The 18,705-nt window shown below is 42.4% G+C and carries 18 protein-coding genes; 16 read left to right on the top strand and 2 right to left on the bottom strand.

Annotated elements, in window-relative coordinates; translation table 11 throughout:
- Window positions 1-180: 180 nt before the first annotated feature.
- The 3 genes from proB to KS242_RS08950 all read left to right on the top strand — a co-directional run bounded on the left by proB (window position 181) and on the right by KS242_RS08950 (window position 2,276).
- The gene (gene proB / locus KS242_RS08945; protein ID WP_217323998.1) at window positions 181-1,272 is read left to right on the top strand and encodes a glutamate 5-kinase; all 1,092 of its coding nucleotides are present in this window, start codon (window positions 181-183) and stop codon (window positions 1,270-1,272) included.
- A 68-nt stretch (window positions 1,273-1,340) separates the two neighbouring features.
- Window positions 1,341-1,469 (top strand): hypothetical protein, encoded by a 129-nt coding sequence (locus KS242_RS18210; RefSeq protein WP_256444539.1) that lies wholly within the window; start codon window positions 1,341-1,343, stop codon window positions 1,467-1,469.
- Window positions 1,470-1,481: 12 nt separating this feature from the next.
- Complete coding sequence (locus tag KS242_RS08950; RefSeq protein ID WP_217323999.1) at window positions 1,482-2,276, top strand: SDR family oxidoreductase; 795 nt, start codon at window positions 1,482-1,484, stop codon at window positions 2,274-2,276.
- On the opposite strand, the gene KS242_RS08955 is transcribed toward KS242_RS08950, so the two are convergent.
- On the bottom strand, window positions 2,270-4,135 hold the full coding sequence (locus tag KS242_RS08955) for a terpene cyclase/mutase family protein (RefSeq protein ID WP_217324000.1): 1,866 nt from the start codon (window positions 4,133-4,135) through the stop codon (window positions 2,270-2,272). The genes KS242_RS08950 and KS242_RS08955 overlap by 7 nt on opposite strands.
- A gap of 120 nt (window positions 4,136-4,255) precedes the next feature.
- Between KS242_RS08955 and KS242_RS08960 the strand changes: the two genes are divergently transcribed.
- The 4 genes from KS242_RS08960 to KS242_RS08975 all read left to right on the top strand — a co-directional run bounded on the left by KS242_RS08960 (window position 4,256) and on the right by KS242_RS08975 (window position 8,289).
- Window positions 4,256-5,227 carry a quinone oxidoreductase family protein gene (locus KS242_RS08960; RefSeq protein WP_217324001.1) on the top strand — a complete coding sequence of 324 codons (972 nt, stop codon included), beginning with the start codon at window positions 4,256-4,258 and terminating at the stop codon, window positions 5,225-5,227.
- Between the two features lie 23 nt (window positions 5,228-5,250).
- The gene (locus KS242_RS08965; protein ID WP_217324002.1) at window positions 5,251-6,009 is read left to right on the top strand and encodes an exodeoxyribonuclease III; all 759 of its coding nucleotides are present in this window, start codon (window positions 5,251-5,253) and stop codon (window positions 6,007-6,009) included.
- 378 nt (window positions 6,010-6,387) lie between these two features.
- Entirely contained in the window at window positions 6,388-7,869 is a 1,482-nt protein-coding gene (gene dacB / locus KS242_RS08970; RefSeq protein ID WP_217324003.1) for a D-alanyl-D-alanine carboxypeptidase/D-alanyl-D-alanine endopeptidase, read from the top strand.
- Window positions 7,870-7,947: 78 nt separating this feature from the next.
- Window positions 7,948-8,289, top strand: a complete 342-nt coding sequence (locus tag KS242_RS08975; protein WP_217324004.1) for a bh protein — start codon at window positions 7,948-7,950, stop codon at window positions 8,287-8,289.
- A 17-nt stretch (window positions 8,290-8,306) separates the two neighbouring features.
- Here the strand turns inward: KS242_RS08975 and KS242_RS08980 are convergent, their stop codons facing one another.
- On the bottom strand, window positions 8,307-8,501 hold the full coding sequence (locus tag KS242_RS08980; protein WP_217324005.1) for a hypothetical protein: 195 nt from the start codon (window positions 8,499-8,501) through the stop codon (window positions 8,307-8,309).
- A gap of 190 nt (window positions 8,502-8,691) precedes the next feature.
- On the opposite strand from KS242_RS08980, the gene KS242_RS08985 reads away from it, so the two are divergent.
- The 9 genes from KS242_RS08985 to KS242_RS09025 all read left to right on the top strand — a co-directional run bounded on the left by KS242_RS08985 (window position 8,692) and on the right by KS242_RS09025 (window position 18,688).
- On the top strand, window positions 8,692-8,967 hold the full coding sequence (locus KS242_RS08985; protein ID WP_254391870.1) for a PadR family transcriptional regulator: 276 nt from the start codon (window positions 8,692-8,694) through the stop codon (window positions 8,965-8,967).
- Window positions 8,955-9,470 (top strand): DUF2812 domain-containing protein, encoded by a 516-nt coding sequence (locus tag KS242_RS08990; protein WP_217324007.1) that lies wholly within the window; start codon window positions 8,955-8,957, stop codon window positions 9,468-9,470. The genes KS242_RS08985 and KS242_RS08990 overlap by 13 nt, the downstream gene beginning before the upstream one ends.
- A gap of 135 nt (window positions 9,471-9,605) precedes the next feature.
- A complete protein-coding gene (locus KS242_RS08995) occupies window positions 9,606-9,758 on the top strand; it encodes a hypothetical protein (protein ID WP_217324008.1) in 153 nt (50 codons plus the stop codon).
- A gap of 15 nt (window positions 9,759-9,773) precedes the next feature.
- On the top strand, window positions 9,774-10,751 hold the full coding sequence (locus KS242_RS09000) for a ring-cleaving dioxygenase (RefSeq protein ID WP_217324009.1): 978 nt from the start codon (window positions 9,774-9,776) through the stop codon (window positions 10,749-10,751).
- A gap of 512 nt (window positions 10,752-11,263) precedes the next feature.
- Window positions 11,264-11,725: a CBS domain-containing protein gene (locus KS242_RS09005; RefSeq protein WP_217324010.1), complete on the top strand. Its 462-nt coding sequence runs from the start codon at window positions 11,264-11,266 to the stop codon at window positions 11,723-11,725.
- Between the two features lie 100 nt (window positions 11,726-11,825).
- Entirely contained in the window at window positions 11,826-13,973 is a 2,148-nt protein-coding gene (locus KS242_RS09010; RefSeq protein ID WP_217324108.1) for a type IA DNA topoisomerase, read from the top strand.
- Window positions 13,974-14,574: 601 nt separating this feature from the next.
- Entirely contained in the window at window positions 14,575-14,775 is a 201-nt protein-coding gene (locus tag KS242_RS09015) for a hypothetical protein (protein ID WP_217324011.1), read from the top strand.
- Between the two features lie 412 nt (window positions 14,776-15,187).
- Entirely contained in the window at window positions 15,188-16,321 is a 1,134-nt protein-coding gene (locus KS242_RS09020) for an HD domain-containing phosphohydrolase (RefSeq protein ID WP_254391848.1), read from the top strand.
- Window positions 16,322-16,426: 105 nt separating this feature from the next.
- Window positions 16,427-18,688, top strand: coding sequence for a glycoside hydrolase family 3 C-terminal domain-containing protein (locus KS242_RS09025; protein ID WP_217321064.1), 2,262 nt, complete (start codon window positions 16,427-16,429; stop codon window positions 18,686-18,688).
- Window positions 18,689-18,705: the final 17 nt, after the last annotated feature.

An 18,705-nucleotide genomic window follows, 5' to 3' on the forward strand; every position in this document is an offset into this window, starting at 1 on the left:
ATAAAGGGTTTTGCAAGCCGTAATTTTGAATATCTTGTTTATTATTCTGCCGCACCCTGCTATCTATTTAATTACGCTCCTCATGTCTGATTTGTCCAGAAAAGCTATTACATCCTACGTCAATTTGCTATATAATCGTTAATAATAAAATTTGATTTGCAAGATGAAAAGGTGAATGAGATGAAAAGGATAATTGTGAAAATAGGCAGCAGCATGCTGTCAGAAGCTGGCGGCGGAATGAGTGAACAGAAGATTCGCCGGCATACAGAACAAATTGCAATGCTTGCAAACGAAGGCTATGAAGTGATTCTTGTTTCTTCTGGTGCCGTGGCTGCGGGATTTCTTCAGCTAGGCTATCCGTCCAGGCCGGTAACAATTGAAGGAAAGCAGGCGGCAGCTGCAATAGGGCAAGGGCTGCTTGTACAAGCATATACGGACGCCTTCTCCAAGCACGATATGAAGTGTGCCCAGCTGCTTTTAACACGAGATGTGTTTACCAATGCGGATCAATATAACAATAGCTATAATACATTGCAAGAGCTGTTGAAGCGAAACATCATCCCAATTATCAATGAAAATGATTCGATCTCTATTCGAGAATTGACGTTTGGAGATAATGATATGCTTTCTGCTTATGTGAGCGGATTAGTCAAAGCGGATCTGCTGATATTAATTACGGATGTGGACGGCATATATGACAAAAATCCGAACACGTATCCTGATGCTAAACGATATGATCGGCTGAAAACAATCCCTTCTGAAATGCAAGCTTCTATTGAACAAGTATCAGGATCAAAAGTAGGTACAGGCGGTATGTATTCAAAAGTACTGGCTGCTCAGACAGCATTAGAATTAGGTGTTCCTGTTTTTATCGGTACAACGAATGAAACGTCTACCTTACTGGCCATTTCTCAAGGTGAAGGAGCCGGAACGTATATTGGTGATGAAGCAGCAGAAGTACAGCGGAAAACCAAACAGTGGCTATCGCATCACGCAAGAGCAACAGGCACTTTGACTGTTGATGCAGGGGCAGTACAAGCGCTGCTTGAGCAAGGGAAGAGTTTGCTGCCGATTGGCGTCACTGAAGTAGAAGGAACCTTTTCACCTTCAGCAGTTGTGGATATTGTGACAGAAGATAAACAACGGATTGCCCGAGGGATTAGCGACATATCTTCAGCAGATTTACGAGAAATGCTCGAACGAGGCGATCACGCTCCTGCTTCCACTTGGCATAAAGCCGTCGTGCACAGAAATTATATCGTATTATTTTAAACAAGCCGCCCAGCCTGCCAGCTAGGGCGGCTTCGGTGTATAATGACCATAGGAAGGGGGAAGAGCAAATGAAAGTGACGATGCTCGTCCAGACGATGTATAAAAGCAACTTGCTTCGTGAAGGCGGTACATATGACATTCCGGAAGAAACAGCAAAGCGCTGGATACAAAGTAAGATTGCTAAACTAGCAGAATAAGGAGGGGTAAAAATGGATTTGGGTATGAAAGGAAAAACGGCATTAGTTGTTGCTGCAAGTAAAGGTTTAGGAAAGGCTACAGCGCTGCAGTTAGCTGAAGAAGGTGCCATCGTCCATATTTTGAGCCGGGACGAACAAACGCTCAAACTGGCCCAAGAGGAAACCATAAAAGCTTCTGGCAATAGTCTTGTTTTCTATTCTGTTTGTGATGTAACAGATGCACAGGCGATAATGCGTGCAGTAGAAGCAGCGAAACAGCATACCGGTTCCATCGATATCCTGGTTAATAACGCCGGCGGTCCGCCAGCTGGTAAGTTAGCTGATTTTGAAGATCAAGACTGGCAGCAGGCTTTTGAACTGAATTTGCTTAGTTTTGTTCGGTTTATTCGTGCAGTTGTACCGGTCATGAAAAAGAATGGAGGAGGTCATATTTTAAATATCGCCTCCTCTTCTATTAAGCAATCGATTGATAACTTACTTTTATCTAATACCTTTCGAGCAGGCATCGTTGGTTTAGCAAAGTCGCTCTCGCAAGAATTGGCACCGGATCACATTCTAATCAATACATTAGGACCTGGAAAAATTCATACTGATCGCGTTGATCAGTTGGATCAGAAATCCGCAGATCAGTTAGGTAAGCGTTTGGCAGAAATCCAACAAGAAAGCCAAGCAGCGATTCCAATCGGCCGATACGGCAAGCCGGAGGAGTTTGCGAAAATGGCTGCTTTTCTTGTCTCCTCGGCGAATACGTATGTAACGGGCCAAGCTTTTGTCGTTGATGGCGGTATGGTAAAAGCCATTCAGTGATGCTTCACTTTAATATGATAATGACTTAAAGCAAGCAGCGGGTAAATATACGGATAGCTTTCATAGCGAATATAAAACTGACCCGGCAAACCGATTCCGGTCGGATAGTCGACGGCGGCTTGCTGGGAGTTTGCTATAAGCAAAAAGCGGATTCCTTGCTGCACTTCTTCGCTATTCTGTTCTCCGCATGCAATCAAGGCATCTACTGCCCAAGCGGTTTGGACGACCGTACTGATTGGCAAATCTACAAATGTTCCTACTTCTGCACTTCGGCACGATTCTCCCCAGCCGCCATCGTCATGCTGAACAGCTTTCAGCCAATTGACTGCACGTTTCACACATCGCGCGCTGGGTTCCACTCCGGCAGCTGAAAGTCCGGTAAGCGCAGCCCATGTACCATATAGATAGCAGACACCCCATCTGCCATACCACGATCCATTCAATTCCTGATGCTTCTGCAGCCATTTGATTGCTTTTTTCATACTATAATGATCTTGCTTCAGGCTGGCATACGTTCCAAGAAATTCTAGCACGCGGCCGGTCAGGTCGGCGGTGGACGGATCAATCGCTGCATCCCGCGCATTTTCAATCGGAAGCTTTGTCAGCAGCCGCCAATCGGTATCTTTTTCAAATGCAGCCCAGCCGCCGTCTTTGTTTTGCATGGCTAATAAATAATCGCAGCCTTTTTTCCATGCGCGCTTCACATCCATATCATCTCTGGCAGATCTGGTGAGCGCCCGCAGAGCAGCGGCAGTATCATCGTGATCTGGGTGATTCGTATTAATATCAGAAAATCCCCAGCCTCCAGGTTCCACGTTGGGCGCATGGATTTGCCAGTCTGCTTTCTGCGTGTGCTGGCGCTGCAGCAAATAATGTGTAGCCGACCGAATCATCGTACTTTTGCTGGAAACACCGGCTTGCTGCAAAGCGTAGCTAAGTAATGCTGTATCCCAAACCGTAGAGGTGGAGTTCTCCACATGGATACCGTTGCAACTTTCATTAACGAGTGCGTGTACGCCATTCAGCGCATCCTGTATTCTCGGATTCTTTTCTTCGTATCCTAACGCCAAATACGCGTAAACCATGAAAAAGGAGGCACTTGCGTAGCTGTAAAGTGTTCCATCTGATTCTGTTCTTTCTTGCATGTACTGTTCAGCATACTTGTAACCAGCTCGGTGCAGGCGCGCTGGCAGCCGAGCAAGCCTGCTCCATTCATTTGTTATTGTCCTCCATGAGGATCCATCATCTGTTCTTTCATCCCATTCATCTTCGTACAAAAGGTGATCGAGTGAAACAGTGTGCTTACTGATTCGTTTGAATTTTTTATTTAGAAGCAACAGCATTGGAACAAAATGAATTCTGGCATAAGAACTGAACTGGAAGAAGTTAATCGGAAATGTAGTTGGTACGAGCAAAGCAGTCATCGGGAATTTTAGAAACGGCGGCCACGCTATCATGCCATGTACAGCCAGCATGAAGCGAATCATAAAGTGCGCTTTATTAATTCCGCCGTTATGGTTAATATACTGCTCTGCTTGGCGCAGCCGACTTGCTTCTACACCCGAAAAACGGAGTGCAGCAAAGGCGAGAACCGTAGCAGACAGGTTTCCATTCCTCTCTCCCGCATAGTTTGACCAGCTGCCATCTTCACGCTGTTGTTGAAGCAAACGCCCCTTCAGTTTTTCCACAGTCTCTAATTCTCTATGAAATGATGTAAATGTCATGATATAAAAGCAATCCGTCAAAATTGCTCCTTCAAAACACATCCGCCAAGCACCATCTTTTTCCTGCTTGGCTTTCAGATTTTCTATATACGTATCAATCTTTGCTTTTACATCTCTTATATGCACAGTATTCATTGTACAGCTCCTTTTCCTAAGAGTTTTGGGACGGAAAACATGCTGCAATATGATAAAATATGCGGAGAAAAGTATTTTATGACTTTAGGTTCCGTATCTTATATTAAAGGAGAATGAGCGATGCGTGCGGTTGTTGCTGAAGAGACAGGCGGTCCGGAAGTACTAGTATACAGACAAGCAATGCTGCCTGAACCTGCAGCTGGAGAAATTCGCATAAAAGTATTAAAAGCAAGCGTGCATTTCGCAGATATTAAGAAAAGAAAAGGAACAAAGGGGAAAGGAAAACCTGGTATTCCTGGATTAGATGCAGTCGGAATCATAGACAAAGCTGGACCGGCAGTGGAAGGGTTTAAATCGGGGCAGCGTGTAATAGCGTTTGTCAAAGGCGGGGCTTATGCCGAATATGCAATTGCAAACGCAAAACTCACTTATCCTATTAGCGACCATGTGGACACAGCTGTTGCGGCAGCAAGTCCAATTCCTTCCTTTCTATCTTTTATGCTGCTGCAGCGAATTGGCCGACTGGAGAAAGAGGAAACGGTTGTCGTTCACGCGGCAGCAGGAGGTACCGGGCTGACTTTAATTCAGCTTGCCAAGTTATTTGGCGCTGGTAAGGTAATTGGAACTGTTAGCAGCATGGACAAAGCCGCTGTTCCTTTGCAAATGGGTGCAGATCACGTGATTACCTACGACAGGTTTTCTCACGTCATTAACGATCTCACTGCAGACACTGGCGCAGATTTGATTTTCGATTCTCTTGCAGGAAAAATTACAGAAGATAGTTTAGCTTGTTTGGCGCCTTATGGCAGATTAGTAAATTACGGGAATGCCAGCGGAGGTCCTGGTGAACTGACCACAACAGATGTTCACAGCACCTGTCGTTCGCTGCTTGGTTTCAGTCTTGGAACAACACGTCAGGAGCGACCTGAAATACTGCAAGCTGTTTCAAACCAAGTCATCAATTTAATTGAGAAAGAAGCAATTACCTTTCCGAGAATAAAAGAATTCAAGCTGGAAGATGCTGCAAAAGCACATCAGCTCTTGGAAAGCAGAACACATACAGGCAAAATCATCTTACACATCACAGATTAGAGACAACACGGGGGAATATAGCAATGAAACTTGTATCATGGAACGTAAACGGCATCCGAGCATGCGTAAAGAAAGGTTTTCTGGATTATTTTAAAGAACAAGACGCAGACATATTCTGCTTGCAGGAAACAAAGCTGCAAGCAGGGCAAATTGAACTAGACTTGCCCGGTTATTATCAATATTGGAACTATGCCGAGCGGAAAGGCTACTCAGGTACGGCTGTCTTTACTAAACAAAAGCCGTTGCATGTTACGTACGGTTTAGAAGAAGATATCATAGAACCAGAAGGAAGAATCATCACATTGGAGTTTGAAAACTACTTCTTAATAACCGTGTATACGCCAAACTCCAAACGTGATTTAGCACGTCTCACGGAACGGTTGGAATGGGAAGATCGGATTCTCGCTTATATACAGGAGCTGGATGCACGCAAACCAGTCATCTTATGCGGTGATTTAAATGTCGCACATCAAGAGATTGATTTGAAGAATTACAAAACAAACCGCGGCAACTCCGGCTTTACGACAGAAGAGCGCGAAAAGATGACAACCTTCCTTAACACCGGATTTGTCGATAGTTTCCGCTATCTGTATCCAGAACGTACCGATGCATATAGCTGGTGGTCATACATGAACAAAGTGAGAGAAAGAAACATCGGCTGGCGGATTGACTATTTTATCGTGTCGGAGAGATGGAAAAACAGAATTAACGAAGCAGAAATACATGCAGAAACGCTGGGAAGCGATCATTGCCCGGTTTACTTGTCGCTGGATACAGAGTGAACCGACTTTTTAGGTCATGTGTTCGAAACGTAGAGAAACAGAGGTTTCTCTACGTCTATTTACTTAATAAAATAGAACCAACTAATTAAAGTTATGAAAACATAAATGATCCCTAAATAACTTACAAAGAATCCAACAAATAATGCTGGATTCTTTGTTGTGAAGTGAACTAACTAAGAACGGCTTCAAAACTTCATAAATAGATAAAACCTACCTAAAACTTGTTTGGTTCAGTCTTCTCCAGTCTGAATCAGTAAAGTAGTTCTCTTCACACCTTCATTCTAAGATGTCAGAAAGTTTGATAAACTAAATATAAATACATATATATGGTAGAAACGATACAGGCTAAGTAGGATGTGTAAAAAAGGAGGGATGCTAATGTTTCGTATACTTTTGCGAATTTTAGCTGGCGGATTGCTGCTTTTCCTATGCATGGTACCTCATACGCATGTTCACGTAGCCGGAAAAGAGGATAGGATGAAAGAGAGGATAGAGGATTACCTGGCGGGAGAAGAGCGTCTGCAAGGAGCGGTTGCGGCTATTCATATTGCAGATGCAGAGACAGGAAAGACACTTTACGAGCAGCATGCGGATGTGCGGATGCGGCCTGCTTCTAACATGAAGCTGCTCACGGCAGCTGCTGTATTACATGAATTAGGTCCATCACATCAATTTAAAACCAAAGTTGCTACAGATGGGCATGTAAAAGATGGAAAAGTGGAAGGGAATCTTTACCTTGTCGGCCAAGGTGATCCGTCTCTGACATATAAAGATTTACAGCAGCTGACGATACAGCTGAAGAACTTGGGAATACATCATATCAGTGGCGATATAATGGCAGATGATAGTTGGTTTGATCAGGAACGTTATAGCGAGGATACAACTTGGAAAGATGAATCCGCATATTATGGCGCAGCAATCAGCGCATTGACTGTTTCACCAGATGAAGATCATGATACAGGAACGGTCAAGGTTGAAGTGCGTGCAGATACTTCTTCTCAGGTACCGGCAATTCGGACAACTCCAGCAACAGATTACATAACGGTACGCAATGATGCTGTAATTGTAGGAGAGCAAGAAGAGACGGATTTGGATATCGTTCGTTCACATGGAAAGAATGAGATTGTTATTTCTGGCAGCATTGCAAAAGGAGATAAAGAGCAGGAAAGGGTAGCGGTTTGGGAACCAACGGAATATGCGCTGCATCTATTTGCTGATTATGTAAGTGATGCGGGTATCAACTGGGAAGGAACAGTCAAAAAAGGTACTGCTCCGTCCCGCTCTCAAACCTTATTAAAAAAGGAATCTGCACCACTGCAGGAATTGCTTCTTCCGTTTATGAAGCTTAGTAACAATGGACATGCGGAAATGTTTATAAAACAAATCGGCCGCAAAGAGAAACCTGGTAACTGGGCGGACGGTATTGATCAAATGAAGCACTACCTTAAACAGCGGCAATTGCCAGTAGAACAAATGATAATTCGTGACGGAGCGGGCTTATCTCATGCAAATGGTATAACAGCAAAACAGCTGACGACCTTACTAACAAAAGCCCAAAAAGAATCCTGGTTCCCTTACTTTAGACGTTCCCTGCCAATCGCCGGTGAACCTGAACGAATGCTCGGTGGAACACTTCGCAACCGTTTTGCAGATTCAGAGCTAGCTGGCAACGTCACGGCAAAGACAGGGACGCTGACTGGAGTAAGCTCACTATCTGGATATATGAAAATCAAAACCGGAGAACAGATAGTTTTTTCGATTGTATTAAACGGCTTGTTAGATGAAGAGGATGGACCGGTGATTGAAGATTATTTATTGAAATTGGTTTATGATAATTTGGACAGTATGCATAATAATTGATGAAAATAGACAGGATATTGGCATACGAACAGCGAAAGTACAGAGTAGGAAGGATATTTAGGAAAAGAGGAGTTAACGGTGAAACAAAGTCGCATGGAAGCAGAGCTATATTGTATCCATTGTCGCGAAGAGTCTCCATTTACTATCACCTACATCAATGACAAACTAAAAACAATTTGCTGCACACAATGCCATCACGCCATCGATGTCCGGCTTGATTTGCAAAAGGAATTCATCCAAGAGTGGCAGCAACGGCTTCTTTCAAAGCCTTCCAGAATGACAACAGAGTATAGGGATGATCTAAGTCGGTTTCTTTTTACGCTGCCAATTCGGCTAGCGAGCAAACCATATCGATTATATGACGATATCAAGAAATCGCGCATCATTATGCGGGATTTCAAAGATGTTAAGCATTGGTAAAGCGCCTGGACATATGTTCAGGCGCTAGTTTTTTGTGCTTTATAGAAGCGATCTGCGCGGTGAATAGAGAAGCCAAGGAAAACGAAACCAATGATGATGAAATAAACGAAGGATTCACTTTCTGCAGTAGCTAAAAGTACAGCTGCGCCATGCGAAACCAATGAAAGTGTAATCCAAAGCAAAAAACCTCGATCAACGATTGCACTCTTCATGTACACCCTCCTTTTTTATACAATGCTATATTACCATCTTATATGGAAAAAATGGTAGCTTTATCAAAACAAAATATGGTACTATATCGATATGCGATATATATATCGCTTGACGATATACGAGGAGGTTATTCAATTGAAAAGAATTGCAGATTTGCTTCCTTTAACTCATACAACGTACTACATCCTAATGGTTTTGCGTCGGCCTTTGCATGGTTATGGAATTATGAAAGAGGTAGAGCAAATCAGTGACGGCACCGTCAAATTAGGTCCTGGTACATTGTATGGTGTACTGAAAAAGATAGAGAAATTACAGCTTATTCGGAAAACAGACCAGGAAGATACAAAAAAGACCTATCAGTTGACCGAATTTGGGCAGGAGCTGCTGCTGGCAGAATTTGAAAGACTTCAAAAACTAGTAGCAATCAGTGAGAAGCAATTAGGAGGAGAACGATGGCAGAAATAAAGAAGGTAAGAAAGTGGTTTTGGGCATGGAGTGATCAAAGAGAAGAAGTCTGGCTTCAGAAAATGGCGCAGGAAGGATGGCAGTTAGAGCGCTACAGCTGGTTTACATATTATTTTAAAGCAACATCACCGACAAAGCTGGTGTATCGTCTGGACTATCAAATAGGCTTGCAAAACCAAGAATATTTTCAGTTATTTGAGGATGATGGTTGGGAATATGTGACTGGTTTTGGTGGTTGGTTATATTTTTGTAAAGAAAGTGATGGTTCCGACAAGTTAGAGATATATTCTGATTCAGTTTCAAGAGCTTATAAATATGTAAAAGTAGCTAATTTCGTATTATTTATTTTACTGATGCAATTATTTGCTTGGTTGCCACTCTCTGCTGCGATGCCAGAATCGTTATGGGTAGTAGCTTTGTTCAGTCCAATCTATATAGTAGGTATAATAGGGATCTATCTCCTAAGAAATAAAGCAAAGAAACTAAAAGAATATCAAATCTAGAAATAGAGGTTGCTCTTAAACACAAGAGCAACCTCTATTGTTTTGCATTGAAATTGAAATAATAAAGTTGCATAAGTTGGCGGCGCCGCCGCGGTCAAAATGAGGGAAGGATACAAAATAAAGAAAAAAGAAAAAGTGAAAAAATTGCATCAATTAACCGTCGAATTGAAAGGAATTGATGCAATTGAAATGAAAAGCGGCATTTCTTTGATTTCTATCTATTTGACACCAGCTAGTATATCAGTCATAATACTATTATCTCGAATTCGAGGTAATTCCATTCTATAGGCTGGAGTGATAAACATGAATCATTTAAAAGGTATTCACCATGTAACGGCAATTACAAGCAGTGCAGAAAAAAACTATGAGTTCTTCACATATGTGCTAGGCATGCGTCTAGTTAAGAAGACAGTGAACCAAGATGATATTCAGACGTACCATTTATTCTTTGCTGATGACAAAGGAAGTGCAGGGACAGACATGACCTTCTTCGATTTCCCTGGTATTCCGAAAGGTACGCACGGTACGAATGAAATTTTCAAAACGGGCTTTCGTGTGCCATCCGACGCAGCGTTGGATTATTGGGTGAAACGATTTGATCGCTTGGACGTAAAACATCGTGGCGTGAAAGAACAATTTGGTATTAAAACAGTAACATTTGAAGATTTTGATGAGCAGCAATACCAGCTGATCAGCGACGAACATGATGAAGGGGTGGCATCCGGAACGCCATGGCAAGACGGACCGGTACCGTTGGAATATGCGATTACAGGGCTTGGTCCAATTCACGTCCGGACGGCTCATATTGATTACTTCAAAGAAATGCTGGAGAAAGTGCTGCAATTCCGCCCGGTAGCACAAGAAGGATCACTATTTTTGTATGAAGTTGGCGAAGGCGGAAATGGTGCGCGCGTAATCGTTGAGCACAATACGGTTTTACCAGATGGAAGACAAGGATACGGCACGGTGCACCATGCAGCATTCCGTGTAGAGGATCGTTCTGTGTTGGAAGAATGGATTGAACGGATGCACAGCTTTGGATTCCAAACATCCGGGTACGTGGATCGTCATTTCTTTGAATCATTATACTCACGTGTGGCTCCGCAGATTCTCTTTGAATTTGCAACTGACGGACCCGGATTCATGGGAGACGAGCCATATGAAACACTAGGAGAAAAGCTGTCACTTCCTCCATTCCTGGAACCAGAACGAGAACGCATCGAAAAACTCGTTCGTCCAATTGACACGGTGCGCAGTACAAAGCGTTTTGAAAAAGAATAAATGATAAAAGACGTGCAAAAAGCTCAGATAAAAATCTGAGCTTTTTTGATGGATAGAACTTTTGAAGAAATACGTTTCGGAGTTACCAGAAAGATCATTTACACTCCATTTAGAACGGAAGTCTCTGGAAAAGTGAAATGGTTACGGCTACCGTAGTTAATGTACCCGCAGAGGTTAACGTAATTATCTTTCGCCTATTCTGTTTTTCTGACGATTTAATTAACTCTTGGGATGCCGTAATCCAGATGACTAAGGACGCCAGCGTAATCAAGCTCATGAACATACTGCATGTCTCCTTTTATCGGTTATAGAAAGGATGTCAGTTCTTTCGGTGTGTAGCTTCTTGGGAAAAGTAATTCTGGATAGTCTTATACATATTTTAACATACATTTACGAACACTGGATGCTGACGGCAAATATAACAAATTTAGTTCCTGTTAATAGCGAATCAACGTGTGAAAGCGTATAATAAAGATGTAGCAAATCATCCCATACAGAAGGAAGGCTTTTATATGAAAGCAAAAGACTTCATGATTACAGACGTGATTGCAGCGAACGAACAAGATACTGTGAAACGTGTATTGGAGATATTCGTGAATCGGCGAATCAGCGGAATGCCGATACTGGATAAAGATCGGCACATCGTCGGTGTCGTCAGTGACGGTGATATTCTGCGAGGCATTCAGCCGAAAGATGTGAGTGTCTTTAACTACTTATTAACAGTAAGCTACAGATCAGAAAAACTGGATAAGATTGTAGAAGAGTTAAAAGATCATCCGGTAATAAATCTTGCCAAAAAAAGAGGAATTGTTACCGTGTCTGAAGAGGATGAGTTAGAAGAAGTAGTGAACATTTTAGCCAAGCATCGCTTCAAAAAGATACCTGTACTAAATGACGAAAAACAGGTGGTCGGAGTAATCAGCCGCGGCGATGTTTTACGCACTGTTCATTCTACACTGCTGGATGCACTTTAAAAGGCAAGCACTGACCTGGTTGAAAGGGTTGGTGCTTTTTTGTGGTACAATAAAGCTTACTAGTTTGTTAGTTTAAAAGGAGTTTTAGCTATATATGAGTATGACTGTCATATTGGCGGAGAAGCCTTCGGTCGCGAAGAATATCGCCGATGCATTAAAAATTAAGACAAAACAAGATGGTTTCTATGAGGGGCCTAATTATATTATTACATGGGCTTTTGGTCATCTGCTTCAGCTGTATGATGCAAAAGATTATGACACCAAAATGGCGAAATGGAAACTTGACAATTTTCCATTTGTTCCGGAAACATTTCATTACAAAGTAAAATCAAATCCTCGTAACCGGGATACTGCAGATCCAGGAGCGAAAAAGCAAATCAGTATCGTTAAGCGGCTTATGCAGCGCAGAGACGTTGATAAAATTGTATCTGCTTGTGACTTTGACCGGGAAGGCCAGTTGATTGGCGACAGCATTATTCACTATATTAAGCCGAATAAACCAATATACCGGCTGCTGCTGAACGAGTGGACAGAACAAGAAGTATTGCGCGGATTGCAAAATATGCGCCCGAATACGGAATTAACACCGCTTTATGATGCAGGTATCGGACGGCAGTGGGCGGATTGGGTTATCGGGATTAATTTGACTTCTGTTGCGACACTCCGCTATCAGAGCGGACGCGGTAAAGTGCTCAATATCGGACGAGTCTTGCTGCCGACGTTAAAAATTATTTATGACCGTGATGAAGAGATTCGATTATTCAAGCCGGAGCCGTATTTCAAACTGGTAGCAACGTTCCGTACACCTGAAAAGCAATTTTATGAAGGGGTGTACAAAGCGGACAAAACGGACAAGTTCAAGGAACGAGAACCGTTACAGGCTATATTTCAGCAAATACAAGGCAAACAAGGGCAAATTAAAGACAAGCAAACAGAAGATAAAAAAGAATGGTGTCCGCCGTTATTCAACTTATCTGGTTTGCAAGGGTATATGACCGGCAGATACAGCGGCTGGACTTCTGATAAAGTGCTGAAAGTGGCACAAACGCTTTACGAGAAAAAGTATATCACCTACCCGCGTACATCCAGTACGGCACTGGAGGAAAGCCTTGTCGGAAAAGCTGCTGGTGTATTGAAGAAAGTAGCGGCTGGTTTACCTTATGAATCAGAAATCAAATTCACTCGGTCAAAGCGCGTTTTCAATAACAGCAAAGTATCAAGTCATAGTGCCATCATCCCAACGTATGTACTGCCAAAACGGTTAACGCCAGATCAGGAGCTTGTGTATACAGCGATTAAGAATCGTTTTATTATGCAATTTATGCCGGTTGCTGTATACCAGGAAACAACATTGGAAACTGTCATCCCAGAAGTGTCGCTTCCAGGAAGTTTTATCTCCAAAGGTCGAATCCAGCTCGTGGATGGCTGGAAAAAGGTCGAGAAGCAGCAAACAAAAGAAACACTGCTGCCGGATGTTCAAAAAGGCATGCTCGTGGATACATGGGAAACCTCGGTTACATCTCATATGACACAGCCGCCGAAACCGCATACAGAAAAGACTTTACTGCGTGTGATGGAAACGTGCGGAAAAGGCAAACAAGAGGAAGAAGAAGTCGAGGAAGTACTGCGCGGCTTTAGCATCGGTACAGCTGCAACACGGGCAGAAACAATTAAAAAGCTAAAAGATATTCAGTATATCAGCAATAAAGGCAAAGAACTGCATGTGACAGATACAGGCAGAAAGCTCGTGAATACATTCCCAGTTAAACCTTTATTCGATTTGAACTTTACCGGACGACTGGAGAAGACGCTGGCAGATATTGAGGATGCGAAAGTTGGCCGTGAAGAATTCCTGGAAATGATTTTTTCCTTCACAAAAGATGCTGTCCAAACGATGAAACAAGACGAAGCCGCTCCGATTCGAACCATTAAAAAACAAACATTAACATACGAAGTGCTCGGAAAATGTCCAGCATGCGGCGGCGATGTAGTAGAAGGCTATAAAGGCTTTGGCTGTAAAAACTACAAAAAATCATGCAGCTTTATCATTTGGAAAGCGGATAAATTCCTCGGTTCTATGCGGAAGAAACCGACGAAAACCATGGTGAAAGCGTTGCTGAAAAGCGGAACAGCACATGTGAAAGGCTTGACGAGCAAGCGAGGGAAAAAATTCTCCGCTTATTTATCTTATAAGAAAAATACAGATAATGAGTATTACAGCTGGAATATGGAATTTGAAAAGAAATAAGAAAATCAAAAGGGCCATCTGTGCAGTGCACACATGGCTCTTTTTGATACTATTCGTTAACAGCTGAAACTTGATTGGCAGTTCTTCCATCTGCCTTAGTCAGACCGCTGATGGCCATCTTTTTCGCTTGATTCACTTCAGAATCAAAGATAGCAATGTTTTCTTGCTGGCGGTTTGGAGTAGCTGATTTCCAATAGCAATACTGCCAAGCTGATAAAGCCAGCGCAATACAATTTGAGATACATATTAATTTGCTGCAATATTAGCGAGTACAGGATTTTGCCAAACTTTAAACCTAAGTCTGTCCAAACGGCATTAACCATACTAAGAACGTGCTACAACTTCTGTTACCTTTCAAAACCAAGGAAGGTGAACAAACAACCGTAAAAACTCCCGCTCAAAGATTAGGAATAACAGATAAGAATTTTCTTTAGGAAATATCTTATATCTATGTTAATTCACTTAAAGAAAATTGAACTGTTTTTTGAAGGTAAATGGAAAATCTTGTGTTAGAATATATTAACGGCAGTTTAGTGCAATAGCAATGATTAAACTGCTATTCAACAAATGATTCAGATTGCTTATAGAAAGGAGTAGTGTGATGGGGTTTTGGTACTTACTATTGCTTTTGATAGGTATTGTTTTTATTATTTTGGGTCTTATGAAAAAGGGTGTGCCTGCGGCTGTTAAAGTCGTTATATTGCTATTTGTTTTTGGAGTTCTATTTATCGTTATTTCAGTGTTTATGTTTCTTCCTGGTAGTGATGAGATTGTTGCAGAACTGCTGCAATTAGATTGGTAATTTCTTATTCAATATGTCAATTTACAGCAATCGGGCGCGATTTTTGAATAAGATGTGGAATGATGTTCTTAAATTAAAAGGTGCGTTAATTGAATAAAATGCCATTTAAAATCATAGGAAAAGGAGCTTCGATAATTAAGCTCCTCTTTTTGCGTAGGTTTTAATGTTAATTTATAAGTTATTTCAAGTGTTAGTTACTAAATATAGGCTCTGTTTCCGTTGATTTTTTGTGTTTTGTACTCCTAAACTGAACCTGTTATTTGCCTACTATATAATTTAAATTTATGCCCTCAAAACCCTCGTAGAAACACCTTCTAATTTCCCTTCTGTTCGCTTATACTTAATCATACAGAACCTAACAGGAATAAAGGACCATGTCGGAAGTATGAGATAGATGAAAAGAGGAAGTGCTGTGGCCACGATAACAATGCTGGAATCAAAAGTAAAGGAACTGTCAAAAATGCTGGAAGCCTTAAAGGAATTAAACGCTGCTATCGATTTGCAGGATGTATTCCAAGGCATACTTGATCAAATGGTAATGATTGTGGAAGCAGAAGCGGCGATTTTATGGATGCCAGACAATGAAAGAAAGCAAATCAGCGCAAAGGCGGCAGTTGGCTTGGCAGCTGAGCGTCTTCCAGATTTAACGCTGGCAGAAGGAGAAGGCATTGTCGGTAAAGTGATTCAGAATAGAGACACAGATTTTATAGACAATGCTGGAGAAGCTCTGCCAGCTTGTAGCACTGCGTATCTTGATCAGCACGCCACCTCGCTTTTAACCGTGCCTTTGCAAGCTAAGGGAAATGTATTAGGTGCAATTCAGCTGATGAATAGGAAGAACGGACGCTTCTTTTGTCAACGCAATATAAAACTTGTCGTGATGCTGGCTGAGCAATCTGCTTTGTCGTTACACAATAGTCAGATGTACGATGAGCTGTATAAGATGTTCGTCAGCATGATTCGAATGCTTGCAGAAGCGCTTGATGCACGTGATCCGCTGACAAAAGGGCATTCAGAGCGTGTGGCGCGTTATGCTTGGCTGATCGGAAAAAGGTTAAAACTTGATTCTCAGATGTGCTTTGAGCTTTATCAGGCAGCTATTTTGCATGATATCGGCAAGATTGGAATTGAAGACCGGATATTACGAAAAACAACTGGATTGACGGACAGTGAGTTTGAACTAATGAAGAAGCACACAGAAATTGGAGCACGTATTCTTTCCGCTATTAAACCGAATCGCTTCTTTCAGAAATCAATTGATACCGCTATGCTGCATCACGAACGGATGGATGGCAGCGGCTATCCAAAACAGCTGAAAGGTGAGCAAATACCATTATTCGCCCGTATTGTCGGTGTTGCAGATGCCTTCGATGCTATGACTACGGAACGGACGTACAGTAAGGGCATGTCTGCCAAACATGCAGCAGCTGAATTGATTCGCTGCAAGGACAGTTTGTTTGACCCGGACATTGTTGACATCTTTATTGGTATTTTAGAAGATTGTTCTTATGATCTCGAATCGGTTCCAAGAACAGACGCGGGATAATATCTATATATAGTGAACGTTAGCAGGATCAGACTTGGTGTCTGGTCCTTTTTGTTTACATGCTTTCGTACAGGGTAGAAATAAGAAGGCGAAAGGATGATAAACATGGAAAAAGATATAAATGAACGAATAAATAATATGACATTAGAAGAAAAGGTACGATTCTGCTCGGGAGCAAGTTTTTGGGAAACAGAATCATTGAAGCGTTTGTCCCTACCTTCTATGCGTTTCTCAGATGGTCCGAATGGACTGCGCAAACCGGCTGGTGACGACAGCATCGGCTTATCAAACAGTGAAGCAGCTACTTGCTTCCCAGCGCCTGCTGCATACGCATCTTCATGGGACCGCCAGCTAATCGCAAAACTTGGACAAGCAATCGCGGAAGAAGCTTTGGCAACAGATGTACAAATTGTTCTCGGACCTGGAATAAATATAAAACGCTCTCCGCTTGGCGGTAGAAACTTTGAGTATCTGTCAGAAGATCCTTATTTAGCAGGTGAATTGGCAGTTTCTTACATCAATAGCATGCAAAATAAAGGTGTCGGCACATCACTGAAGCACTTTGCTGCTAATAATAAAGAATACCGCCGGATGGAAGTAGATACAATTATAGACGAACGAACATTACATGAAATTTATCTGGCTGCCTTCGAAAAAGCGGTGAAAAAGGCACAGCCTTGGACAGTTATGACAGCATATAACAAAGTGAACGGTGATTATGCGTCAGAAAACAAGGAACTGCTGCAAGACGTCTTACATAAACAATGGGGTTTTGAAGGATTCGTCGTGTCTGACTGGGGAGCAGTGGATGATCGCGTACGTGCGTTAGAAGCAGGTCTGTCTGTGGAGATGCCGCCTTCTGGTGGTTTATCTGATGAAAAGATTAAACTTGCTATTCAGAACGGTCAATTGGATGAAGCGGTATTAGATGCGCGATTGAAAGCGTACTTTACGATTTTATTTAAAGCGGATGCTTCTAACAGCAAGACTGCTGGCGATCTAAAAGAAAAGCATCACCAGTTAGCAGAGGAAATTGCATCAGACAGTATTGTTTTGCTGCGCAACGAACAGCAAGCCTTGCCGTTACAAACAACCGAGAAAGTGGCGGTCATCGGTGATCTTGCGGATAAAGTACGGTACCGCGGCGGCGGAAGCTCACAAGTTACACCAACGAAACTTGATACACCTCTAGACAAACTTCGAGAGAAAGCAGGCGAGCATATACAGTTCGCGCAAGGATATGCAGCAGAAGCTGAAGAACCCGACGAAAAACTCCTTCGGGAAGCAGAACACACAGCAAAAGCGGCAGATAAAGTGATTCTGTTCTTAGGATTACCAGAGGAGCAAGAGTCAGAAGGATTTGACCGTGAGCATCTGCACCTTCCCAAGAATCAACTATTACTTCTGGAGCGCTTAAAAAATCAAAACACGCAACTCATTGTTGTCTTAAGTAACGGTTCTCCAGTGGAAATGCCTTGGTATCAACATGCAGATGCCATTTTGGAAACGTATCTGGGCGGACAAGCAATCGGCAGCGCTATTACGAACATACTTTATGGCGATACTAATCCATCGGGTAAGCTCACAGAAACGTTTCCTGTCAGATTAGAAGACACACCAGCATATCTTAACTTTAACCAAGAAAAGAATCGCGTCGTTTATCAGGAAGGGATTTATACAGGTTATCGTTACTACGATACAAAAGATGTTACACCACTGTATCCATTTGGCCATGGTCTTTCTTATACTACATTCCAATATAGTGATTTGGAGCTGTCCGCTAATGACATACAAGATACAGATACCTTAACTGTTCGCTTTACGCTGACGAATACAGGAGACAAGAAAGGGAAGGAAGCAGCGCAAGTGTACATTTCCGACCAAAAGAGCAGTGTCGCACGCCCGGTTAAAGAATTGAAAGGTTTTGAAAAAGTAGCGCTGGAACCTGGAGAGAAAAAAGAGATTGCCATTGTCTTAGATTCACGTGCATTTGCGTTTTATGATCCAGAACAGCAATCATGGCGTGTGGAAACGGGTGCATTTGATATCCTGGTAGGAAGCTCATCCAAATCCATTCAACTAAAAGAGACAGTAGAAGTTACCGAAACAGCGGCACCAACACCGAAATACGGGAGAAACAGTACGGTATCAGATGTACTCGAAGATCCGCACAATCGTGATAAAATGGAGAAACTGTTATTATCACTCCGCGGTAAGCTAGGCTTAATATCAGAAGAAGCACAAAGTGTAGAAGAGATGCTTTTCCCAATGCTAAATGACTTACCGCTTCGAGGTTTGGTAAACTTTTCGCAAGGACAGTATACAGATAAACAATTGGAAGTATTTATCGACACACTCAATTCTTAAACATGCAAAACGCCCGG

It is taken from the genome of Terribacillus sp. DMT04, assembly GCF_019056395.1.
GTDB lineage: Bacteria > Bacillota > Bacilli > Bacillales > Amphibacillaceae > Terribacillus > Terribacillus aidingensis_A.